The following is a 15,964-nucleotide window of genomic DNA, read 5'->3' as shown; positions in this document are numbered from 1 at the left end:
TCCTCGAGTGCGATGACGGATCTCGAAGCGCACAGGCGGGGGCGGCTCGTGGCCACCCCCGGGTGTAACCGGGGCCGGACCGACGGTAGCCGAAATGGCAGGAAATGTCAGGAGGTGACGTATTGTGACGATTTTCGGTTCACGGCCGCAGCCGGTTCTCGTGAACCTCAACCACGGCCGGAACCGGCTCAGCCCTGGTTCTGGGCCGCGGTGTAGCTGTCGATCTCGGCCAGCAACTGCTGCTTGCCGGCCTCCGGCAGGAAGGACGCTGACACGGCCGCCTTCGAGAGGCCGGCGACGCCGGCCTGGTCCAGGTCGAGAAGCCGGGCGGCCACCGCGTACTCCTCTTCCAGGGTGGTGCCGAACATCGGCGGGTCGTCGGAGTTGATCGTCACCAGCACCCCGGCCTCCACCAGCTGGGCCAGCGGGTGCTCCTCGATCGTGGGTACCGCGCGGGTGCGCACGTTGGAGGTCGGGCACACCTCCAGGGCGATCCGGTGCTCAGCCAGGTAACTCAGCAGCTCGGGGTCCTGCGCAGCTGCGATCCCGTGCCCGATCCGCTCGGCTCCCAGCTCGCGCAGGGCGTCCCAAATGGTCTGCGGTCCGGTGGTTTCCCCAGCGTGCGGCAGGCTGTGCAGACCGGCGGCGCGGGCCTTGTCGAAATACGGCTTGAACTGCGGCCGCGGTACCCCGATCTCCGGTCCGCCCAGGCCGAAACCGACCAGACCGTCGGGCCGTTCATCCAGGGCGATGCGCAGCGTCTCCTCGGCGGCCGGCAGACCGGACTCACCCGGGATGTCGAAGATCCACTGCAGCTGGATCCCGAAGTCTCGGGCAGCGGCGGCGCGAGCGTCCTCAATTGCCTCGCACACCGCCCCCGCAGGGATACCGCGGATCACATGGCCGTAGGGGGTGACCGTGAGCTCGGCGTAACGCACCTGCTGGCGGGCCAGTTCCCGGGCCACCTCGTAGGTGAGGGTGCGCACGTCCTCCTCGTCGCGGATCAGGTCGACCACGCTGAGGTAGACCTCGATGAAGTGGGCGAAGTCCTTGAAAGCGAAGTAGTCGGCCAGCGCGGCCGGGTCGGCCGGCACCGGCGAGCGGCCCTCGTGGCGGGCGGCCAGCTCGGCCACGATCCGGGGCGATGCCGAACCGACGTGGTGCACGTGCAGTTCGGCCTTCGGCAGCCCGGCGACGAACACGGTCAGGTCGGTCATGCGGTCACTGTAGCGAGGCGCTGAACCGTTGCTGCCCCAGCACCGCGAGCAGCGCCAGTTTCTGGGCCGCCTCGCTGCGTGGGGCCGCGGTGAGGACCAGCAGGGTCTGGCCCTGGTCCTCGGTGAACAGCGCCTGGCAGTCCACCTCGATCTCGCCGACCTCCGGGTGCACCAGCGTCTTGTGGTCGTCGAAGCGCCGGGCCACCTCCTGTCGCTGCCAGATCTCGGCGAACTCGGAACTGGCCTTCAGCAGGGCCCGGACCAGGGCGCCGGCCCGCGAGTGCTCGCCGCCCAGCCCGTAGCTCGCGCGCAGGTGGGCGACCTGGACGCGGCTCTGGTGATCGTGGTCGGCGGGAGGGTAGGCCTCCCGTTCGTGGGGGTCGGTGAACCAGCGGTAGACGCTGCTGCGGGCCGGCCCGGTGAAGCGTGAGTGGTCTCCGTGCAGGGCGAGCGAGAGCTGGTTCTGCGCCAGGGTCTCGCCCAGGCTGGACAGGATCATGGCGGGGGTGTCGGTGAGCTGATCCAGCACTCGCATCAGGGACGGGGCCACATGGGTGTCCATCGGGGTGCGCTCGGGCGCGGTCTGCCCGCACAGCCGGTACAGGTAGTCCCGTTCGTCGTTGTCCAGACGCAGCGCCCGGGCCAGCGCGGCCAGCAGATGCTCGGACGGCTGCCGGCTGCGGCCCTGCTCCAGACGGACGTAGTAGTCGGTGGACATACCCGCCAAAGCCGCCACTTCGTCCCTACGCAGACCAGCGGTCCGGCGCCGCGGGCCCGAGGTGAGCCCGACGTCCTCTGGTTTCAGGCCGTCGCGGCGCGAACGCAAGAAGGTGGCCAGGGCGGGACGATCCATGGCCTCACCTTCTCTCAGGTCCGGATCCGGAACCAGAGACCCGGAGTCCTACGAAGAGGGGTCCTCTCCCGCCCGGGCCCGATCCCGCCCAGATTCGAGCCATGAACATCTCCGGAAACACCATCTTCGTCGCCGGCGGCACCCAGGGCATCGGGCTGGCCCTGGCCCAGCGGTTCCAGGCGGCGGGCAACACCGTCGTGATCGGTGGCCGGCGCCCCGAGGTGCTGGCCGAGCTCAAGGCGCGGCACGGCTTCGGCACCGTCGTGCTGGACACCACCGACCCGGCCTCGGTGCTGCGGGCCCGGGACGAGGTGCTGCAGCAGTACCCCGACCTGGACGTGCTGGTCGCGATGGCCGGGATCATGAAGGTGGAGAACGTCCTGGGCCCGGACTTCCTGGCCGGGGCCGAGAGCATCGTGGCCACCAACGTCAACGGTCCGCTCCGGCTGATCAGCGCCTTCCTCGAGCACCTGCGCAGCCGTCCGCGCGCTGCGGTGCTGACCGTATCCTCCGGCCTGGCTCATCTCCCGCTGGCGGTCACCCCGACCTACAACGCCAGCAAGGCCTTCGTCCACCTGTTCACCGAGTCGATCCGGCTGCAGCTGGCCGGCACGTCGGTCCAGGTGATCGAGCTGGTCCCGCCGGCGGTGCGCACCGAACTGCTGCCCGGCGGCTCGGACGTCGAGCAGTACATGCCGCTGGACGACTTCGCCGACGAGACCATGGCCCTTCTGGAGGCCGAGCCCGAGGCCCACGAGATCCTGGTGAAGACCGTGCACTTCCTGCGTTACGCCGAGGTGGAGGGCCGTTACGACGCCGCGGTGGCCGCGCTCAACTCGCACTGACAGGTCTTGGTGAGAACTGAGGACGAGGTGCGCACCTCGTCCTCAGTTCTCACCTTGACCGGGGTTGAGGACCCAGTTGCCGACCTGGTCGGAGCACACCTCGACCGAGTAGGCCATCAGGGCCCCGGCCTGGGCGTCGCGGAAGTACCGCTGGATCGGCGAAGTGTTCAGATACCCAGACCCGCCACCGGCTTTCAGCCCGAGCGCGGCCATCTCCTTGGCCACCTCGTTGGCGGCCAGCTTGGCCTCGACCCCCACCCTGACCGCCCGCGGGTCACCGGCATCGGCCAGGGCCATCGCCTCGTTCGCGAGCAGGGTGGCGCCACGCAGCCGGACGTAGGCGGCCGCGGTGTCGAACTTCAGCCACTGCATGGTGGACAGCGGTTCGCCGGTGGCCGGCAGAACCCGGCCGCGGGCGTAGTCCGCGAAGGCGTTCAGCGCGCCCTCGGCGATCCCGAGCGAGAGGAACGGCAGACCCACGGCGATCGGATTGATGACGCTGGGGTCGGGCGGGCTGCACCGCCGCCGGGTGGGCAGCAAGGTCCGGTCGAACGAGACCAGCTGACTGCGGGTGCCCCGCATCCCCATCGTGTCCCAGATCGGCACGAACGAGATCGACGCGTCCTTGTCGATCCCGAAGAATCCCGGCACGCCGTCGAGCAGGACGTTGACCAGGAAGTAGTCGGCGATCTCGCAGCCGGAGACGAAACGCTTGGCGCCGCTGAGTTCCCAGCCGCCCTCGACCGGGGTGGCCGGCTGCTGCGGCATCAGGAACAGGTTGCCGCCGGCCGGCTCGGACAGCGCGTTGGCGAACCGCCGGCCCGCCGCCAGTTCGGCCGCGAAGTGCTGGGCCTGCTCGGCGGAGGACATGCTGACCAGGCCATGAGCAGCGCCGATGTGCATCAGCCAGATCGTCGCGGTGGACGGGCAGGCCCGGGCCAGGGTGGTCAGGATCTGGCCCAGGACCTGGAAACTGAGGCCCTGCCCGTACGGGGCCGGCAGCACTGCGGTGTCCAGGCCGCAGGCGTTCAGGGCCTGCAGGTTCTCCAGCGGTAGGGTCGCTTCGGCATCGTGCCGGGCGGCGTCCTTGGCGAAATCCTCGGCCAGGGCCTGGACCTTCGGCAACCATTGCTCTTGCGCCACAACATCTCCCCGCTCGTCGGATGTTGCCAGCATCCTGCCAGGCTGCGGTGGGATCGGTAAGGGGCTGTTGATCAGAACCAGTGCAGGCAGTGCGGCAGCCGGTCGGTACGGAACAAGGCTTCGGCCCGGCCGGCGCCGTCTGCGTTGTGGGTGTGGATGTGGCCGGCCCGGATCAGGGTGGTGGGTGAGGTCCCGCCCAGATACAGCGAGCCCAGATCGCGAATGTCCAGCGAAAGGTCGGGTTCTCGGTCGGTCGGCCGGCACTGGGCCTTGCCGTCCTGCACGCTCAGCAGGTAGCGGTTCTGCTCGTCCAGGAAGGGATCCACCACGTCGAGCACCAGTTCACCGTCCGCAAACCAGCCGCGGGCGGTCAGCGCCCGGGGGACGTCCAGGATGCGCACCCAGAGCCAGTCGGTGTCGTAACCGACCTCCCCGCCCCGGAAGTCCTTCAGCTGCCAGCGCAGCGGACTGCCCGGGGCAACGTGCTCGAGGACCGTCGTCGTGGTCAGATCGTGGTTGCAGGCATACTGCGCCAGAGCAGTGAAAGCGCTGTCGTTCAGGGCGACGATCTCGTCCACGGTCAGGGTCTCGGAACCGTTGGCGTTGTAGCAGGCGTATCCGTCCAGCGCCCCGTCGGCATTGCGGTGCAGGGCGATGTAGCGGGGGTCGGGCGACATCGGGGCCTGCCCGGCGCGCTTCTCCCACCACAGACGCGGGCGTGACAGTGCTCCGGGCTGCTTGCGGCGGTACTGGTCGTAGAGGCCCTCGACCAGGTCGGCGCAGTCGTCCTTGAGCCGTACCTCCAACGAACCGGCTTGCGGGGCAGACGCTCCCGGAGCCCGGCGGCCGGCCAGAGCACTTCGGTGCCGCTGGAGGGTCAGCTTGGTGGTGTAGGTGGCCGGGCCGAAGCCGAAACGCCCGTAGATCGGGGCCTCCGAAGCCAGCAGGACCGCCAGAAACTGGCCCTGGGAACGCAATTGCGCGAACTGGTGCCGGGTCAGCGCGGTGAGCACTCCTTGACGCCGATGCGTCGGCACGACCCCGACCGCGGTCACCCCGGCGGCCGGAACAATGGCTTCACCGGGCAGAGTGAGCTCGAAGGCGTGCGTACCCGAGGTTCCGACCGGGCGTCCGTCCGCGGTGTAGGCGATCAGACTGCGTTCCATCTGAAGGGCCGACCACCAGTACCCGTCGCCGTCCGCCGGGGATTCCGGGTAGCGGCCGAACGCGGCATGGAGTGTGTGGGAGAAGACTTCGCGGTCTTCCTCGGTCGCGGACCGGATGTGCATGTACCCGTGCTCCTAGAAATACGCCTAGCCCCCCGTGCTGGGGACAGTGGATCGTGTTCCCGTACCGGGGTCAAGCGAATTTCGCTACAGCGGGATGACGTCGGCCAGAGTGCCGCCGGGAGTGAGGCGTTCGGGGGCAGGGGAGTCGTAAACCACGAGCAGGTGGTCGTCGTCCAGCAGGGTGATGCCTTCGGCGTGGTCCTGGCCGTTGCCGTGGGGCAGCGACATCACCTGCTCCAGCTCGATGTCGCGCACCACGTCGGGGGCCTCGGCCACGCAGCCGTCACGCCAGCGGAACAGCCGGATCGGGCCGGAGATGCTCATGCTGGGCCCGGCCAGGATCAGCAGGTCGTCGCCGTGCGGGCACAGGTCACGGATGCCCAGCCCGCCCAGGTCCAGGAAGTGCGTCCGGTACTGCTGGTCGTCCTCCAGCGGGTCCAGGACCAGGCGGTGCTCGTCGTCGGGGTCGGTGACCGGCCGGATCTCCAGCAGAGTGGCCCAGCCGCGCAGCACCGGCCCGCGCATGCCCAGGTACAGCCGGTCTGCGTGCGCGGCGACGCCCTCGATGTCGACGCCGTTGTCCTTGCCCGGGATGCTCAGGAACGGGGCCAGGTGCGGGTCCTTCTTGAGCAGGTCGGTCACGGAGTCGCCGCGGCCGCCGAGGACCGCTGATGTGAGACGTCTTTCCGCAGTTTGTGCGGCTCGTACCAGGGTGGGGCCGTCGGTGGGGTCGGTGATCACGGTCAGCCGCGCCAGGATGTACCGGTTCTCCTCCCGCAGGACCCGGGAGAGACGTTTGCGGGCCTTCTCGTCGGAGTGGTGGGACTTGATCCGGCGGCGCTTGAGACTGTGCGAGCCGATCGCCCACAGCCAGTCGCCGCTGCGGGCCAGGCCCTCGATGTCGGCTTCCTCGTTGTCGGCAGCCGGGAGGTCGACCAGGTCCGCGAGGTGGATCGTGCGGTGGTCGTCGTAGCGCTCGGGGCTCGAGCGGGTGAGGCGTTCAAGGGTGGCGGTCTCGTCGCCGGCCACCCAGAGATGGTCACCGTCGGCGCGGATCCCGGACAGGTTGATGTGGGTGCTGGCGGCCTGCGCCTGCGTGTCGAAGACCAGTTCCACCTGCCGATCCGGTAGCTGCCAGGTGTCCATGGCGCACATCGTGCCTGATCACAGCCGCGCTCGGCCGGTTCGCAACGCCGAGGGTTGCGGCGTTTAAGCTGCGGGGATGGATCTGGAACTTGCGCAGAAGGTCGTCCTGGTCACCGGTGGCAGCGACGGCCTGGGTGCCGCGCTGGCCGGACGGCTGCTGGAAGAAGGCGCCCGCGTGGCGATCTGCGGCCGGGATGCCGATCGGCTGGAGTCGACCCGTGCCGCGCTCGCCGAGATCAGCCCCGAGGTGCTCGCGGTGCAGGTCGATGTCACGCAGGCGGCCGACACCGGGGCCTTCGTGGCCGCCGCAGTCGAGCGCTGGGGCCGGATCGACGGCCTGGTGAACAACGCCGGGCAGTCCGCGGGCGGCTCGATCGAGCAGGTCAGCGACGAGAGCTGGCAGGCCGACCTGGACCTGAAGGTGGTCGCGGCCTCACGCCTGATCCGGCTCGCGCTGCCGCACCTGCGGGCTTCGGGAGGCGGCGCGATCGTCAACGTCCTGGCGATCGCGGCCAAGGCGGCCGGCGCCAACTCGATGCCCAGCGCAGCTTCCCGCGCCGCCGGGCTGGCCCTGACCAAGGCGTTGTCCAAGGAACTGGGGCCCGACCGGGTCCGGGTCAACGCGGTGCTGATCGGCCTGGTCGAGAGCGGGCAGTGGCGCCGCAAGGCCGATGACCGCGGGATCCCGGTCGAGGACCTGTACGCGGCCGACTCCAAGGGCATTCCGCTGGGCCGCTTCGGGCGGGGCGAGGAGTTCGGCGACCTGGCCGCCTACCTGCTCTCGCCGCGTTCGTCGTACGTCACCGGCTCGGCGATCAACCTGGACGGCGGGCTCAGCGCGGCGATCTGATCGCCCTTGGGCTTTTTGCCGTGCTAGCCTCCGGCACGAACCGATCGCATCCCGATGGATGCCAGGGAACTCCGGTGCAACTCCGGGACTGGCGCGCAGCGGTAAGGGCGACGGTGGCACGACTCGCCACTGGGGAGCAGTCCCTGGGAAGGCCGTGCCACCGGTTGACCCCGAGTCCGAAGACCTGTCGGTTCACTTGTTCGTCGAAGGGCTCTCGCGACCAGGGTCTGTGACCGAGAGGCCCGTCGTGGACCCGTTCGCCGCTGGTGTTCCAGCCGGGCCGACATGAGCCGGGCGATTCCCGGCCGCCGCCTGCCCTTCTGGCCGCTGACCGCGGTACTGACCCTGGCGTCCGTAGTCAGTGTGGTTCTGTCCTTGGCTTTCGGGTCCGAGCGGATCCCGGTCGGCGAAGTGGTCACTGCCGTGACCGATCGGCTGACCGGCGAAGCGCCCGGAACCTGGGACATCATTGTCTGGGAACTGCGGTTGCCGCGGGCGTTGATGGCGGTGGTGGTGGGAGCCGGTCTGGCCGTGGCCGGCGCCGGAATGCAGACGCTGGTGCGCAACCCCCTGGCCGACCCGTTTCTGCTGGGCATCAGTTCCGGCGCCTCGGTCGGGGCCACTGCCGCGATCACCACCGGTTTTCTGGGTGGTTTCGGCATCTACGCGGTCTCGACCGGCGCCCTGCTCGGCGCCATCGGCTCGGCTCTGCTGGTGTATCTGGTCGCCACCGCTCAGGGTGGGCTCACGCCGCTGCGGCTGGTGCTTTCCGGAGTGGTGCTTTCTTCCGGGCTTTCGTCGGTGGCTTCGTTCCTGGTCTTTCTCAGCGGTGATCCGCGGGCGGCCCAGTCGGTGATGTTCTGGATGCTCGGCAGCGTCGGCGGCGCCACCTGGGAAAAGCTCTGGATCCCGGCGTTTCTGGTGATCGTCCTGGCGATCGGGATGCTGGCGATCCACCGCTGGCTCGATGCGCTGGCGGCCGGTTCGGACACTGCGGCGGCGCTCGGGGTGAATGTTGCGGCGCTGCGGACCATCTTGTTCATCGGCCTGGCGGTGCTGGTGGGTGTGCTGGTGGCGGTCAGCGGCGGCATCGGTTTCGTCGGGCTGATCGTGCCGCATGCTGCGCGGCTGGTGGTGGGTGCCCGGCATCGGGTTCTGCTGCCGGTGGCGGCGCTCGGCGGCGGCGTATTCCTGCTCTGGGTAGACGTTCTCGCCCGGCTGGCGGTGCGGCCTCAGGAAATTCCGCTGGGAGTGGTGACCGGCGCCATCGGAGCACCCTTGTTCCTGCTGCTGATGGGGCGCGGGCAGTACAAGTTCGGCGGTGAACGGTGAGCCTCGTGCTGCGGCTGAGCGGGGTATCGGCGCGGCTGGGTGGACGCGACATCCTGCACCAGGTCGATCTGGACGTTCCGGCCGGCCGGCGGCTGGGCATCATCGGGGTGAACGGCGCCGGAAAATCCACGCTGCTGCGCATTCTCGCCGGAGTTCTGCAGCCCAGCGCCGGAGAAGTGCAGATAGGGGACGCTTCTGGGCAGCTTCAGAATCTCCGTCGCCTACCGTCTCGGGAGCGCGCCCGGCGGATAGCCTTTGTGCCGCAGGAAGAAGTCGTGGCCGCCGAGCTTCTGGTGGGGGAGATGGTCGCCCTCGGCCGGGTTCCCCGCACCCGCCCCTGGTCTCGCGGTGGCAGTGCCGAACGCGAGATCGTCAGGGCCGCACTGGATGCCGTGGGTCTGGCCGACCGGATCGACGTGCCCGGCGACCAGCTCTCGGGCGGCGAGAAGCGCCGGGCCGTGCTGGCCCGCGGCCTGGCCCAGGACTGCCCGGTCATGCTGCTGGACGAGCCGACCAACCACCTCGACGTGGCCTGGCAGCTCAGGCTCCTGCAGGTCTTCGCCGAACGGGCCCAGACCCTGGTCGCCACCGTCCACGACCTCGACCTGGCCCTGCGGTTCTTCGACGAACTGGCGGTGATCGGCTGGCCCGCAGGGCTCGACCCGAGCACGCACCCAGCCCGCATCGTCGCGCTCGGGCCGCCCACCGACGTCCTCAGTTCCAGGCACGTCGCCGCCCACTTCGGCGTCGGCTCGGTGCAGGTACCTCATCCCCAGCTCGACCAGTCCCACCTGCTGATCCATCCCCGAGAGGAATCCCGATGACCGTCTCGAAAAACGCTGCCTTTCTGGGCGTTCTAGTCCTGGGCGGTGCGCTCTTGGCCGCCTGCGGATCCTCCTCCAGCCCGGCGAACGGTCCCTCCAGCGGCGCCGTCACCGTCGAGAACTGCGGCGAGACCCTGAGCGTCGAGGAGCCGATCACCGACCTGTACGCCTACGACGGCGGCATCATCTCGATCGTGCTCTCGATCGGCGCCCGCGACTCCCTCACCGCGGTGACCGGGATGGAACAGGACGAGGCGGTGCTGGAACTGGCCTACCCCGACGATCGGGTGAACGAGCTGAAGGTGGTCGGCAAGGAGTACCCGACCCTGGAGAACGTGCTCGCGGTCAACCCCGAAATGATGTTCGCCGGTTACGGATACGGGTTCAGCGAGGCCCGTAACCTGATGCCCGAGATGCTGCACGAGCGCGACATCCAGACCTACCTGCTCAGCGAGACCTGCCGGCAGGACGACGGTGCGCGCGGCACGATGGAGGCCTGGACCGCGCTGACCACCGACCTGCGCAACCTGGGCAAGCTGACCGGCCACAGCGAGCAGGCCGAAGCTGTGGTGGCCGACATCGAAGAACGCCAGGCCGCGCTCGAGGCTGCGCCCAAGGGTGAGAAGCAGCCCACCGCATTCCTGTTCGACTCCGGCACCGACGCCATCTTCACCTCCGGCTCGTTCGGTGGACCGCAGGCGATCTTCGACACCGCTGGGGTCACCAACGCCACCGCCGACGTCGAGGACACCTGGACCGAGGTGGGCTGGGAACGACTCGCCGCCGCCAACCCAGACGTCATCTACTTCGTCGAGTACCCCGGGCAGTCGTACGAGGAGAAGGTGGCCGTGCTCAAGGCCAACCCGGCCTCCCGGAACCTGGACGCAGTCAAGGAAGAACGCTTCGTGAACCTTCCCTACGCGCTGTGGGTCTCGAGCCCGCTGAACATCGACGCGGCGGAGTGGGTCCGGCGCTCGATGGAGCACTTCGGGCTGGTGCCGGAGTCCGGCATCGAGACCAGCCTGGACGTCACGCAACTCAGCAATCTGCCCGGGAACGCCTGGGCCGACTGATCCCGCCGCCGTGTTTTGATCATTTCGGCCGATCTCGGACATGCCGTTCTCAGTCGAGATCGCTACCGTGCACGTCAGGTGTCGCCCTGGAGGGGGACGGCGCGTGCGGAGGAGAGCGGATTAATGGTGATCGACAGCTACGTGGAGTCTCTGCTGCGGGAAACCCTGGCAGCCATGGTCGCGCGGAATCTGGAGTGGTCGGCCGAGGCCCTTCAGGCGCTGCTCGACCAGGGCGACCAGGTCTACGCGGAGGCCGTCGAACTCTGCTTCGCGGTGAACAGCCAGGTCCTGCACGATCTGCACAACGGCCCGCCGCATCCGGTGAGCATTGCGTCGCTGGCCGAGTCGGTGGTGGCGATGGAGGCCTGGGCCGCGCTCGACCAGCCGACCGTGCAGACCTTCATGATGGCGCTGGCCGAGGCGCGTGACCCCGCGATCGAGCTGCCGGCCGAGGCGGCGCGGACCGGGTTCGTGGTGGGAGCCTGGCTGCTGGCCATCTCGGCCCCGGAGAACACCTCGTGGGAGGCCGTCCTGGACAGCACTCTGCACACCCTGGCGGCGGTGCCGGAAGGGCACGGCGGGCAGCCGGTTCTGACCCAGGAGTCCTGGTTGCTTTAAGACACCTTCTTGTTACCGGCCGGTCGGCAACGCCCGGGACGCGGCGGACGTCTGCGCTGTGAACACCGTCGACAGCAAGGGGAACTCCATGCGCGCAAGCCACGTCTTCACCACCGCGACGCTGATCGGGCTTGCCGTGTTCGGTCTGGCTGCCTGCTCGACCGAGGCCGAGAGCGTCAACGAGAACCTGAACAAGGACGCCGACAACTTCAAGGTGGCCCGCAAGATCACCTTCGTGAACGGGATCACCGACAAGGTGATCCTGGAGGCTCAGGGGCTGTGCTCGGTGGATCCGGGCGACGCCAACCGGATGTTCGTGACCTGCAAGAACGACGACGGCAAGTACGTGCGGCACTCGCTCGGCAAGTCGGACAACGTCTTCTGGTTCGTCGAGCAGCTGGAGGCCACCGACACCTCGACGAGCGCCTACCGGTTCGTCGTCCGGCCGGACTCGCTGATCCCCGAGGCCAGTGTCGAATCCAGCAAGTAGTAGTGGTGGGCCGGACGCCTCTGCCCTGGGCGTCCGGCCTTTCGTCTCGGTGGGGAGAGCGCCGTCCAGGACGCGAGCGCGGCGTCGGTGCCCCGGGTCTGCCCTAGACGGCCACTCGTGCGGTTCCTACTTGAAGAACTGGGACACGGCCCAGATCACCAGGAGGATGATGATGATCTCCACGGGGTACCTCGCACACTATGAGGGATAGTTGCGTACCCATCGTGGGGGACTCGTCACTGCGTGCCAAGGCCTGAAACCGACTTAAGACACAGTAAGTTCCCACACATGCACTATCAGTGCACCCGATGCGTGGTGGGGGCGGTGATCACGGTCCGCCTGTGGTGCGAGGTGTATCTGGTCAGGTTCCCGAAGGGTTCAGCAGCGCCGCCTCGACCTGGGTGAGCTCGTCCGGGCTCAGGTACGGCTGCTGCCAGCCCCGCAGTTCGATGTGCAGGACGAACGGCAACGGCACCACGGCGTCGTACGTCTCCACGTAGTACGCCAGGTCGCGAGGCCACACCCAGGCACCGTCGGTGATCATCTCCAGCGGGGCCACCGCCTTGAGGGCCGGGTCGAGTACGTCGTCGACCAGGGACGCGGTGGCCGCGAGCACGGTGTTGCCCCACAGGTAATCGGCCAGTTTCTCCTTCTGCCCGCCCGAGGGTTCGCTGCGGCCGGCGGTCACCGCGTCCCGCAGGCTCTCGCCGTCGGGCAGGCCGTGCGGCAGTTCGCGGAAGAAGCCCGCCCGGCTGATGTTCATCGCTGCGCTCCCGGTTCGAAGGTGACCCATTCACCGGTCGGGACCAGCGGCGATGGACCGACCACCAGACGTCCCGAGTCGAAGGCATGGACGGTGTTGTTCGGGGCCAGCACCTGCACCCCGAGCCGGTCGGCGAGCGCCTGCGCGGCCTCGTCGGGGGTACCTCCGGCCGCGCCGGGGACGAGGCGGACCGGGCCCCCGGCGTAGTCGGCGTTGTTCAGGATCAGCTTGGCCACCCGCTTGGGGCTGAAACTGCTCGCGGCGGAGCTGAAGTCGGCCTGGATCACGACGTCGTGGTACCCCGCCGGGGGAATGGCCCGGGCGGCGAACTCGGCGAACGCGGCGGCCTTGGTCGGGACGCCGTCGCCGCCGAGCTCGAACGCGTGGAGGTAGTTCTCGCAGGTGAGGCGCACGCGGCGGGCCTGCACGGCGCCGCCGAAGGTGACCGGGGTGAAGGTCAGGGCCAGCTCGGCGCCATCGGCCAGAACTGCGGCGGGGGTGGCGGTGCGCAGGTAGGAGCCGACGGCTGCGCGCGGGTCCAGGACGAAGGTGCCTACGCCGTAGCCGTGCGAGGAGAGGAAGGCCGCGGCCCCGGAGACGCCGAACGCGGTGCCCAGGGAACCGCCGGCCAGGAGGACCAGAGCGACGATGCCCCCGGCGATAACCACCTGATCGCCCACCGACAGCCCGGACCACCAGGGGGCCAGACCGTTCAGGTAGCCGGTCAGCCAGACCAGTTCGGTGGCCGGGGTGTCGTCCTGGACGGCGGAGTAGGCGAACCACAACGCGGTCAGCAGGAGCACCAGGAGGAGTCCGGCGCTGACCCGCCAGACGATCACCTGTGTACGCCCGGTTGTTCCGCTGCGCCGGGTGTACGCCTCCTGGCGAGCGTGCCGAGTCATCTCCATGGCTGCGCGTCCGCGCACCAGGCGGGTGAGTCGCGACTCCCCGGTCACGCCGGCGTGGGCGGCCAGGATGACGATCTTGTCGCGCGTTGCGTAGGCCACCAGGGCGCAGACCGCGACGACCAGGGTGCGCCAGACCCGGGCGCAGGCCCAGCTGGTGACGGCCCAGGTCTCCAACGCGAAGGTACGCAGGCCCGCGCCGCGCGAGGCGTTGAGGGCTGCGCGGTGACGTCCTCGTTCCCGCTCGGCTTCGTCCTCGGCGGCGGTGGTAGCCGCTGTGGCCTGCGCGGTCGGGGAATCCGCGGACGCGGGGGCGGGGGTTTCGGCTGGGGTGTTCGAGGCCGTGGAAGGGGAAGCAGAAGGAATCCCGGACGTCGGATCAGCGGACGTGGGGCTCGGGTTGGCGGCGGGAGTGCCTGGCTGTGATGTGGTCGGGTTCTGCGCACTCGGCGGGACCGGGGCGGCAATGGGAGACGTCGGTGCGGGCGCCGGCGGCGAGGCCAACTTCGGATCGGCACCAGCAGAGCCAGGGGTGGCTGAACCGGATGTGGTCCAGCCAGAGGTGGCCGGGCCAGAGGTGGTGGACCCCGAGCCGGCTGAACCAGGAGGGCTCCGGTCAGGGGTGGTTGTGCCCGAGGCGGCTGAATCAGCGGTGGCCGGGGAAGCGGGGTTTGAGCCGGTCACGGCGGCGGAACCTGCAACGCCGGCGGTGGGGGCGGGACCTGCAACGCCGGCGGTGGGGGCGGGACCTGCAACGCCGGCGGTGGGGGCGGGACCTGCAACGCCGGCGGTGGGGGCGGGGTCTTGCAGGTACATGCGGCGGCGAATCGGCTCACGGGAGACGCGGGCAGCCCAAGTCTCGGTCCATTCGGCTGCTCGCCAGGGGGCGGGCAGGATGGTCAGGTCGTTGCGCTGCTCGTCTACTGCAAGCAGATGCCGGGCGTCCACGAGCAGCGCGGCCAGCAGCATGGCCAGAGCTAACCCGAGCAGCACAGCATCCAGCGGCACCGTGGTGACCACCTGCTCACCCAGCCGCAGCCAGGCCGGAACCGCCGCGGACGTCTCGGCGTCCACGTCACCCAGAGGCGCCAGCACGGTGAGCCACCACACCAGCATCGGCGCGACGAGCGAGACCGCGCGCAGCAGCACCGCACCGACGCCGCGCATCCGGCCCGCGCCCGCTCGCCGCCACCCCACGATGGCGAACCCGATCGCGCCGGTGACCAGCAACGTCCATACCCGGATGTCCGCCGGGATCATCGTGGTGGAGGTGCCGAGCCAGACGCTGCGGACCAGCTGCTCGGCGGCCTGGAAGCCGAGGCCGACGGCCAGGCCGAGCAGCAGCCAGTCGCTGATCGCGAAGCCGCGCAGCCGGCCGGGCGCCACCAGCACCGCGACGATCACCGGGACGAGGGTGAGCACGCCCTGACCCAGGCCGGTGGTGACCAGCTCGAGGACCGCACCGGAACCGGCGCCGGGCAGCAGGAGCAGTGCGGCCCCGGCACTCACGAAGGCCCAGACCATGCTGCCGGCGAAGATCCCGGCCAGCGCGCTCCAGCGCGCCGTGCGCAGGACCGTGACCAGGAAGCCGAGCACGAACAGGGCGTAGACCTGGCCGAACGCGGCCAGCGCGGAACCGGCCCCGACCAGCAGCGCCAGCACCAGGGCGACCCAGGCCAGTGACACCCACAGGCCCAGCGCCCGGACGGCGCGCAGCCGCTGCGCCGAGCGCGGTCCGTCCCGCCAGGGCAGGCCGAGCTGCAGCTTCTGGCGGTCCTGCGGCTCCTCCTGCTCGTCGTGCTCTTCGTCCCGGGTCGCCGGACCCGTCTGCATCGTCTGTGTCGCCATTCCTGGTTCCTGTTGTGGCCACCGAACCAGACGATCCTGCTGCCCTGGGTGTTATCTGTGTGCTGAGCCAGAGGTAAAGAACGCCCAAGAATCAGGCGCCGACGGTCTCCAGGCTGGGCCGGAGCACGGCGTTGCGGCGCTTCCAGACGAAGAAGCCGGTCAGCGTGAACACCCCGTAGAACGCGTACATCAGCCCGGACGCGTAGTAGCCGGCCGAGAACAGCAGCGGCACCCCGACGATGTCGACCGCCACCCAGATCAGCCAGAACTCGGTCCAGCCCTTGGCCATGCCGTAGGTGGCCAGGATCGAGCCGGCGAAGATCCAGGCGTCGCTCCACACCGGCTCGTACGAACCGAGGGCCCGGAAGATCGGGGTCAGCAGCAGCGTGCCGGCGAACAGGGCCACGATCAGCAGCAGCCGGGTGCGCCAGGAGGCCCAGCGCGGCTCGATCACCGCCCCTGGCCGGTCCGGCCGGCGGGTCCAGCGCCACCAGCCGTAGCCCGAGACCACGATGAACATGATCTGCCGGCCGGCCTGGCCGAGCAGGTTCACCGGGTTCGGGGTGTTGAAGGCCACCCCCAGGAACACGGTCAGCAGCAGGGCGTTGCCGACGATGCCGACCGGCCAGGCCCAGGCCCGGCGCCGCATCCCGCCGAGGGCACTGAGCAGACCGAAGACGTTGCCGATCACCTCACGCCAGAGGATGGTCTGGCTGCCGATGACCAGCTGCGCGTCGAACAGCCAGTGGAGCAGTGCCATTTTGTCAT

At 69.4% G+C, this 15,964-nt stretch carries 15 protein-coding genes and 1 riboswitch; of the genes, 7 read left to right on the top strand and 8 right to left on the bottom strand.

Annotated features, from left to right (window positions below):
* Positions 1-188: 188 nt before the first annotated feature.
* Positions 189-1,217 carry an adenosine deaminase gene (locus LR394_RS08720; RefSeq protein ID WP_231440153.1) on the bottom strand — a complete coding sequence of 343 codons (1,029 nt, stop codon included), beginning with the start codon at positions 1,215-1,217 and terminating at the stop codon, positions 189-191.
* Positions 1,218-1,221: 4 nt separating this feature from the next.
* On the bottom strand, positions 1,222-2,070 hold the full coding sequence (locus tag LR394_RS08715; RefSeq protein ID WP_231440152.1) for a helix-turn-helix transcriptional regulator: 849 nt from the start codon (positions 2,068-2,070) through the stop codon (positions 1,222-1,224).
* 101 nt (positions 2,071-2,171) lie between these two features.
* On the opposite strand from LR394_RS08715, the gene LR394_RS08710 reads away from it, so the two are divergent.
* The gene (locus tag LR394_RS08710; protein WP_231440151.1) at positions 2,172-2,915 is read left to right on the top strand and encodes an SDR family oxidoreductase; all 744 of its coding nucleotides are present in this window, start codon (positions 2,172-2,174) and stop codon (positions 2,913-2,915) included.
* A gap of 42 nt (positions 2,916-2,957) precedes the next feature.
* Here LR394_RS08710 and LR394_RS08705 read toward each other — a convergent pair whose 3' ends face one another.
* From LR394_RS08705 to LR394_RS08695, 3 genes are all read right to left on the bottom strand, one after another.
* Positions 2,958-4,091: an acyl-CoA dehydrogenase family protein gene (locus LR394_RS08705; protein WP_231440150.1), complete on the bottom strand. Its 1,134-nt coding sequence runs from the start codon at positions 4,089-4,091 to the stop codon at positions 2,958-2,960.
* A 38-nt stretch (positions 4,092-4,129) separates the two neighbouring features.
* Positions 4,130-5,347, bottom strand: a complete 1,218-nt coding sequence (locus tag LR394_RS08700; RefSeq protein WP_231440149.1) for a GNAT family N-acetyltransferase — start codon at positions 5,345-5,347, stop codon at positions 4,130-4,132.
* A gap of 84 nt (positions 5,348-5,431) precedes the next feature.
* Positions 5,432-6,493: a DUF3616 domain-containing protein gene (locus tag LR394_RS08695; protein WP_231440148.1), complete on the bottom strand. Its 1,062-nt coding sequence runs from the start codon at positions 6,491-6,493 to the stop codon at positions 5,432-5,434.
* A gap of 76 nt (positions 6,494-6,569) precedes the next feature.
* Between LR394_RS08695 and LR394_RS08690 the strand changes: the two genes are divergently transcribed.
* The 6 genes from LR394_RS08690 (at position 6,570) to LR394_RS08665 (ending at position 11,680) form a co-directional block, all read left to right on the top strand.
* Complete coding sequence (locus tag LR394_RS08690) at positions 6,570-7,343, top strand: SDR family oxidoreductase (RefSeq protein WP_231440147.1); 774 nt, start codon at positions 6,570-6,572, stop codon at positions 7,341-7,343.
* A 24-nt stretch (positions 7,344-7,367) separates the two neighbouring features.
* Positions 7,368-7,549: riboswitch (cobalamin riboswitch) on the top strand.
* Positions 7,550-7,640: 91 nt separating this feature from the next.
* Positions 7,641-8,675 (top strand): FecCD family ABC transporter permease, encoded by a 1,035-nt coding sequence (locus tag LR394_RS08685; protein WP_407937007.1) that lies wholly within the window; start codon positions 7,641-7,643, stop codon positions 8,673-8,675.
* The gene (locus tag LR394_RS08680; RefSeq protein ID WP_231440145.1) at positions 8,672-9,499 is read left to right on the top strand and encodes an ABC transporter ATP-binding protein; all 828 of its coding nucleotides are present in this window, start codon (positions 8,672-8,674) and stop codon (positions 9,497-9,499) included. The genes LR394_RS08685 and LR394_RS08680 overlap by 4 nt, the downstream gene beginning before the upstream one ends.
* Positions 9,496-10,572, top strand: coding sequence for an ABC transporter substrate-binding protein (locus LR394_RS08675; protein WP_231440144.1), 1,077 nt, complete (start codon positions 9,496-9,498; stop codon positions 10,570-10,572). The genes LR394_RS08680 and LR394_RS08675 overlap by 4 nt, the downstream gene beginning before the upstream one ends.
* A gap of 123 nt (positions 10,573-10,695) precedes the next feature.
* Entirely contained in the window at positions 10,696-11,190 is a 495-nt protein-coding gene (locus LR394_RS08670; RefSeq protein WP_231440143.1) for a hypothetical protein, read from the top strand.
* 88 nt (positions 11,191-11,278) lie between these two features.
* Positions 11,279-11,680, top strand: coding sequence for a beta-sandwich lipoprotein (locus LR394_RS08665; protein WP_231440142.1), 402 nt, complete (start codon positions 11,279-11,281; stop codon positions 11,678-11,680).
* A 361-nt stretch (positions 11,681-12,041) separates the two neighbouring features.
* On the opposite strand, the gene LR394_RS08660 is transcribed toward LR394_RS08665, so the two are convergent.
* From LR394_RS08660 to pnuC, 3 genes are all read right to left on the bottom strand, one after another.
* Positions 12,042-12,443 (bottom strand): hypothetical protein, encoded by a 402-nt coding sequence (locus LR394_RS08660; RefSeq protein WP_231440141.1) that lies wholly within the window; start codon positions 12,441-12,443, stop codon positions 12,042-12,044.
* Complete coding sequence (locus LR394_RS08655) at positions 12,440-15,196, bottom strand: hypothetical protein (protein WP_231440140.1); 2,757 nt, start codon at positions 15,194-15,196, stop codon at positions 12,440-12,442. Before LR394_RS08655 ends, LR394_RS08660 begins: the two co-directional genes overlap by 4 nt.
* Before the next feature lie 91 nt (positions 15,197-15,287).
* Positions 15,288-15,956: a nicotinamide riboside transporter PnuC gene (gene pnuC / locus LR394_RS08650; RefSeq protein WP_231440139.1), complete on the bottom strand. Its 669-nt coding sequence runs from the start codon at positions 15,954-15,956 to the stop codon at positions 15,288-15,290.
* Between the last annotated feature and the right edge of the window lie 8 nt (positions 15,957-15,964).

Source organism: Kineosporia babensis (genome assembly GCF_021129305.1).
GTDB classification, from domain to species: Bacteria; Actinomycetota; Actinomycetes; order Actinomycetales; family Kineosporiaceae; genus Kineosporia; species Kineosporia babensis.
This window is presented reverse-complemented; position numbering and strand designations above follow the sequence as displayed.

Bases quoted from the DNA above. Each gene is read 5' to 3' on its own strand.
- LR394_RS08720 (WP_231440153.1), bottom strand. From the start codon at position 1,217: ATGACCGACCTGACCGTGTTCGTCGCCGGGCTGCCGAAGGCCGAACTG.
- LR394_RS08715 (WP_231440152.1), bottom strand. From the start codon at position 2,070: ATGGATCGTCCCGCCCTGGCCACCTTCTTGCGTTCGCGCCGCGACGGC.
- LR394_RS08710 (WP_231440151.1), top strand. From the start codon at position 2,172: ATGAACATCTCCGGAAACACCATCTTCGTCGCCGGCGGCACCCAGGGC.
- LR394_RS08705 (WP_231440150.1), bottom strand. From the start codon at position 4,091: ATGCTGGCAACATCCGACGAGCGGGGAGATGTTGTGGCGCAAGAGCAA.
- LR394_RS08700 (WP_231440149.1), bottom strand. From the start codon at position 5,347: ATGCACATCCGGTCCGCGACCGAGGAAGACCGCGAAGTCTTCTCCCAC.
- LR394_RS08695 (WP_231440148.1), bottom strand. From the start codon at position 6,493: ATGGACACCTGGCAGCTACCGGATCGGCAGGTGGAACTGGTCTTCGAC.
- LR394_RS08690 (WP_231440147.1), top strand. From the start codon at position 6,570: ATGGATCTGGAACTTGCGCAGAAGGTCGTCCTGGTCACCGGTGGCAGC.
- LR394_RS08675 (WP_231440144.1), top strand. From the start codon at position 9,496: ATGACCGTCTCGAAAAACGCTGCCTTTCTGGGCGTTCTAGTCCTGGGC.
- LR394_RS08670 (WP_231440143.1), top strand. From the start codon at position 10,696: ATGGTGATCGACAGCTACGTGGAGTCTCTGCTGCGGGAAACCCTGGCA.
- LR394_RS08665 (WP_231440142.1), top strand. From the start codon at position 11,279: ATGCGCGCAAGCCACGTCTTCACCACCGCGACGCTGATCGGGCTTGCC.
- LR394_RS08660 (WP_231440141.1), bottom strand. From the start codon at position 12,443: ATGAACATCAGCCGGGCGGGCTTCTTCCGCGAACTGCCGCACGGCCTG.
- LR394_RS08655 (WP_231440140.1), bottom strand. From the start codon at position 15,196: ATGGCGACACAGACGATGCAGACGGGTCCGGCGACCCGGGACGAAGAG.
- pnuC (WP_231440139.1), bottom strand. From the start codon at position 15,956: ATGGCACTGCTCCACTGGCTGTTCGACGCGCAGCTGGTCATCGGCAGC.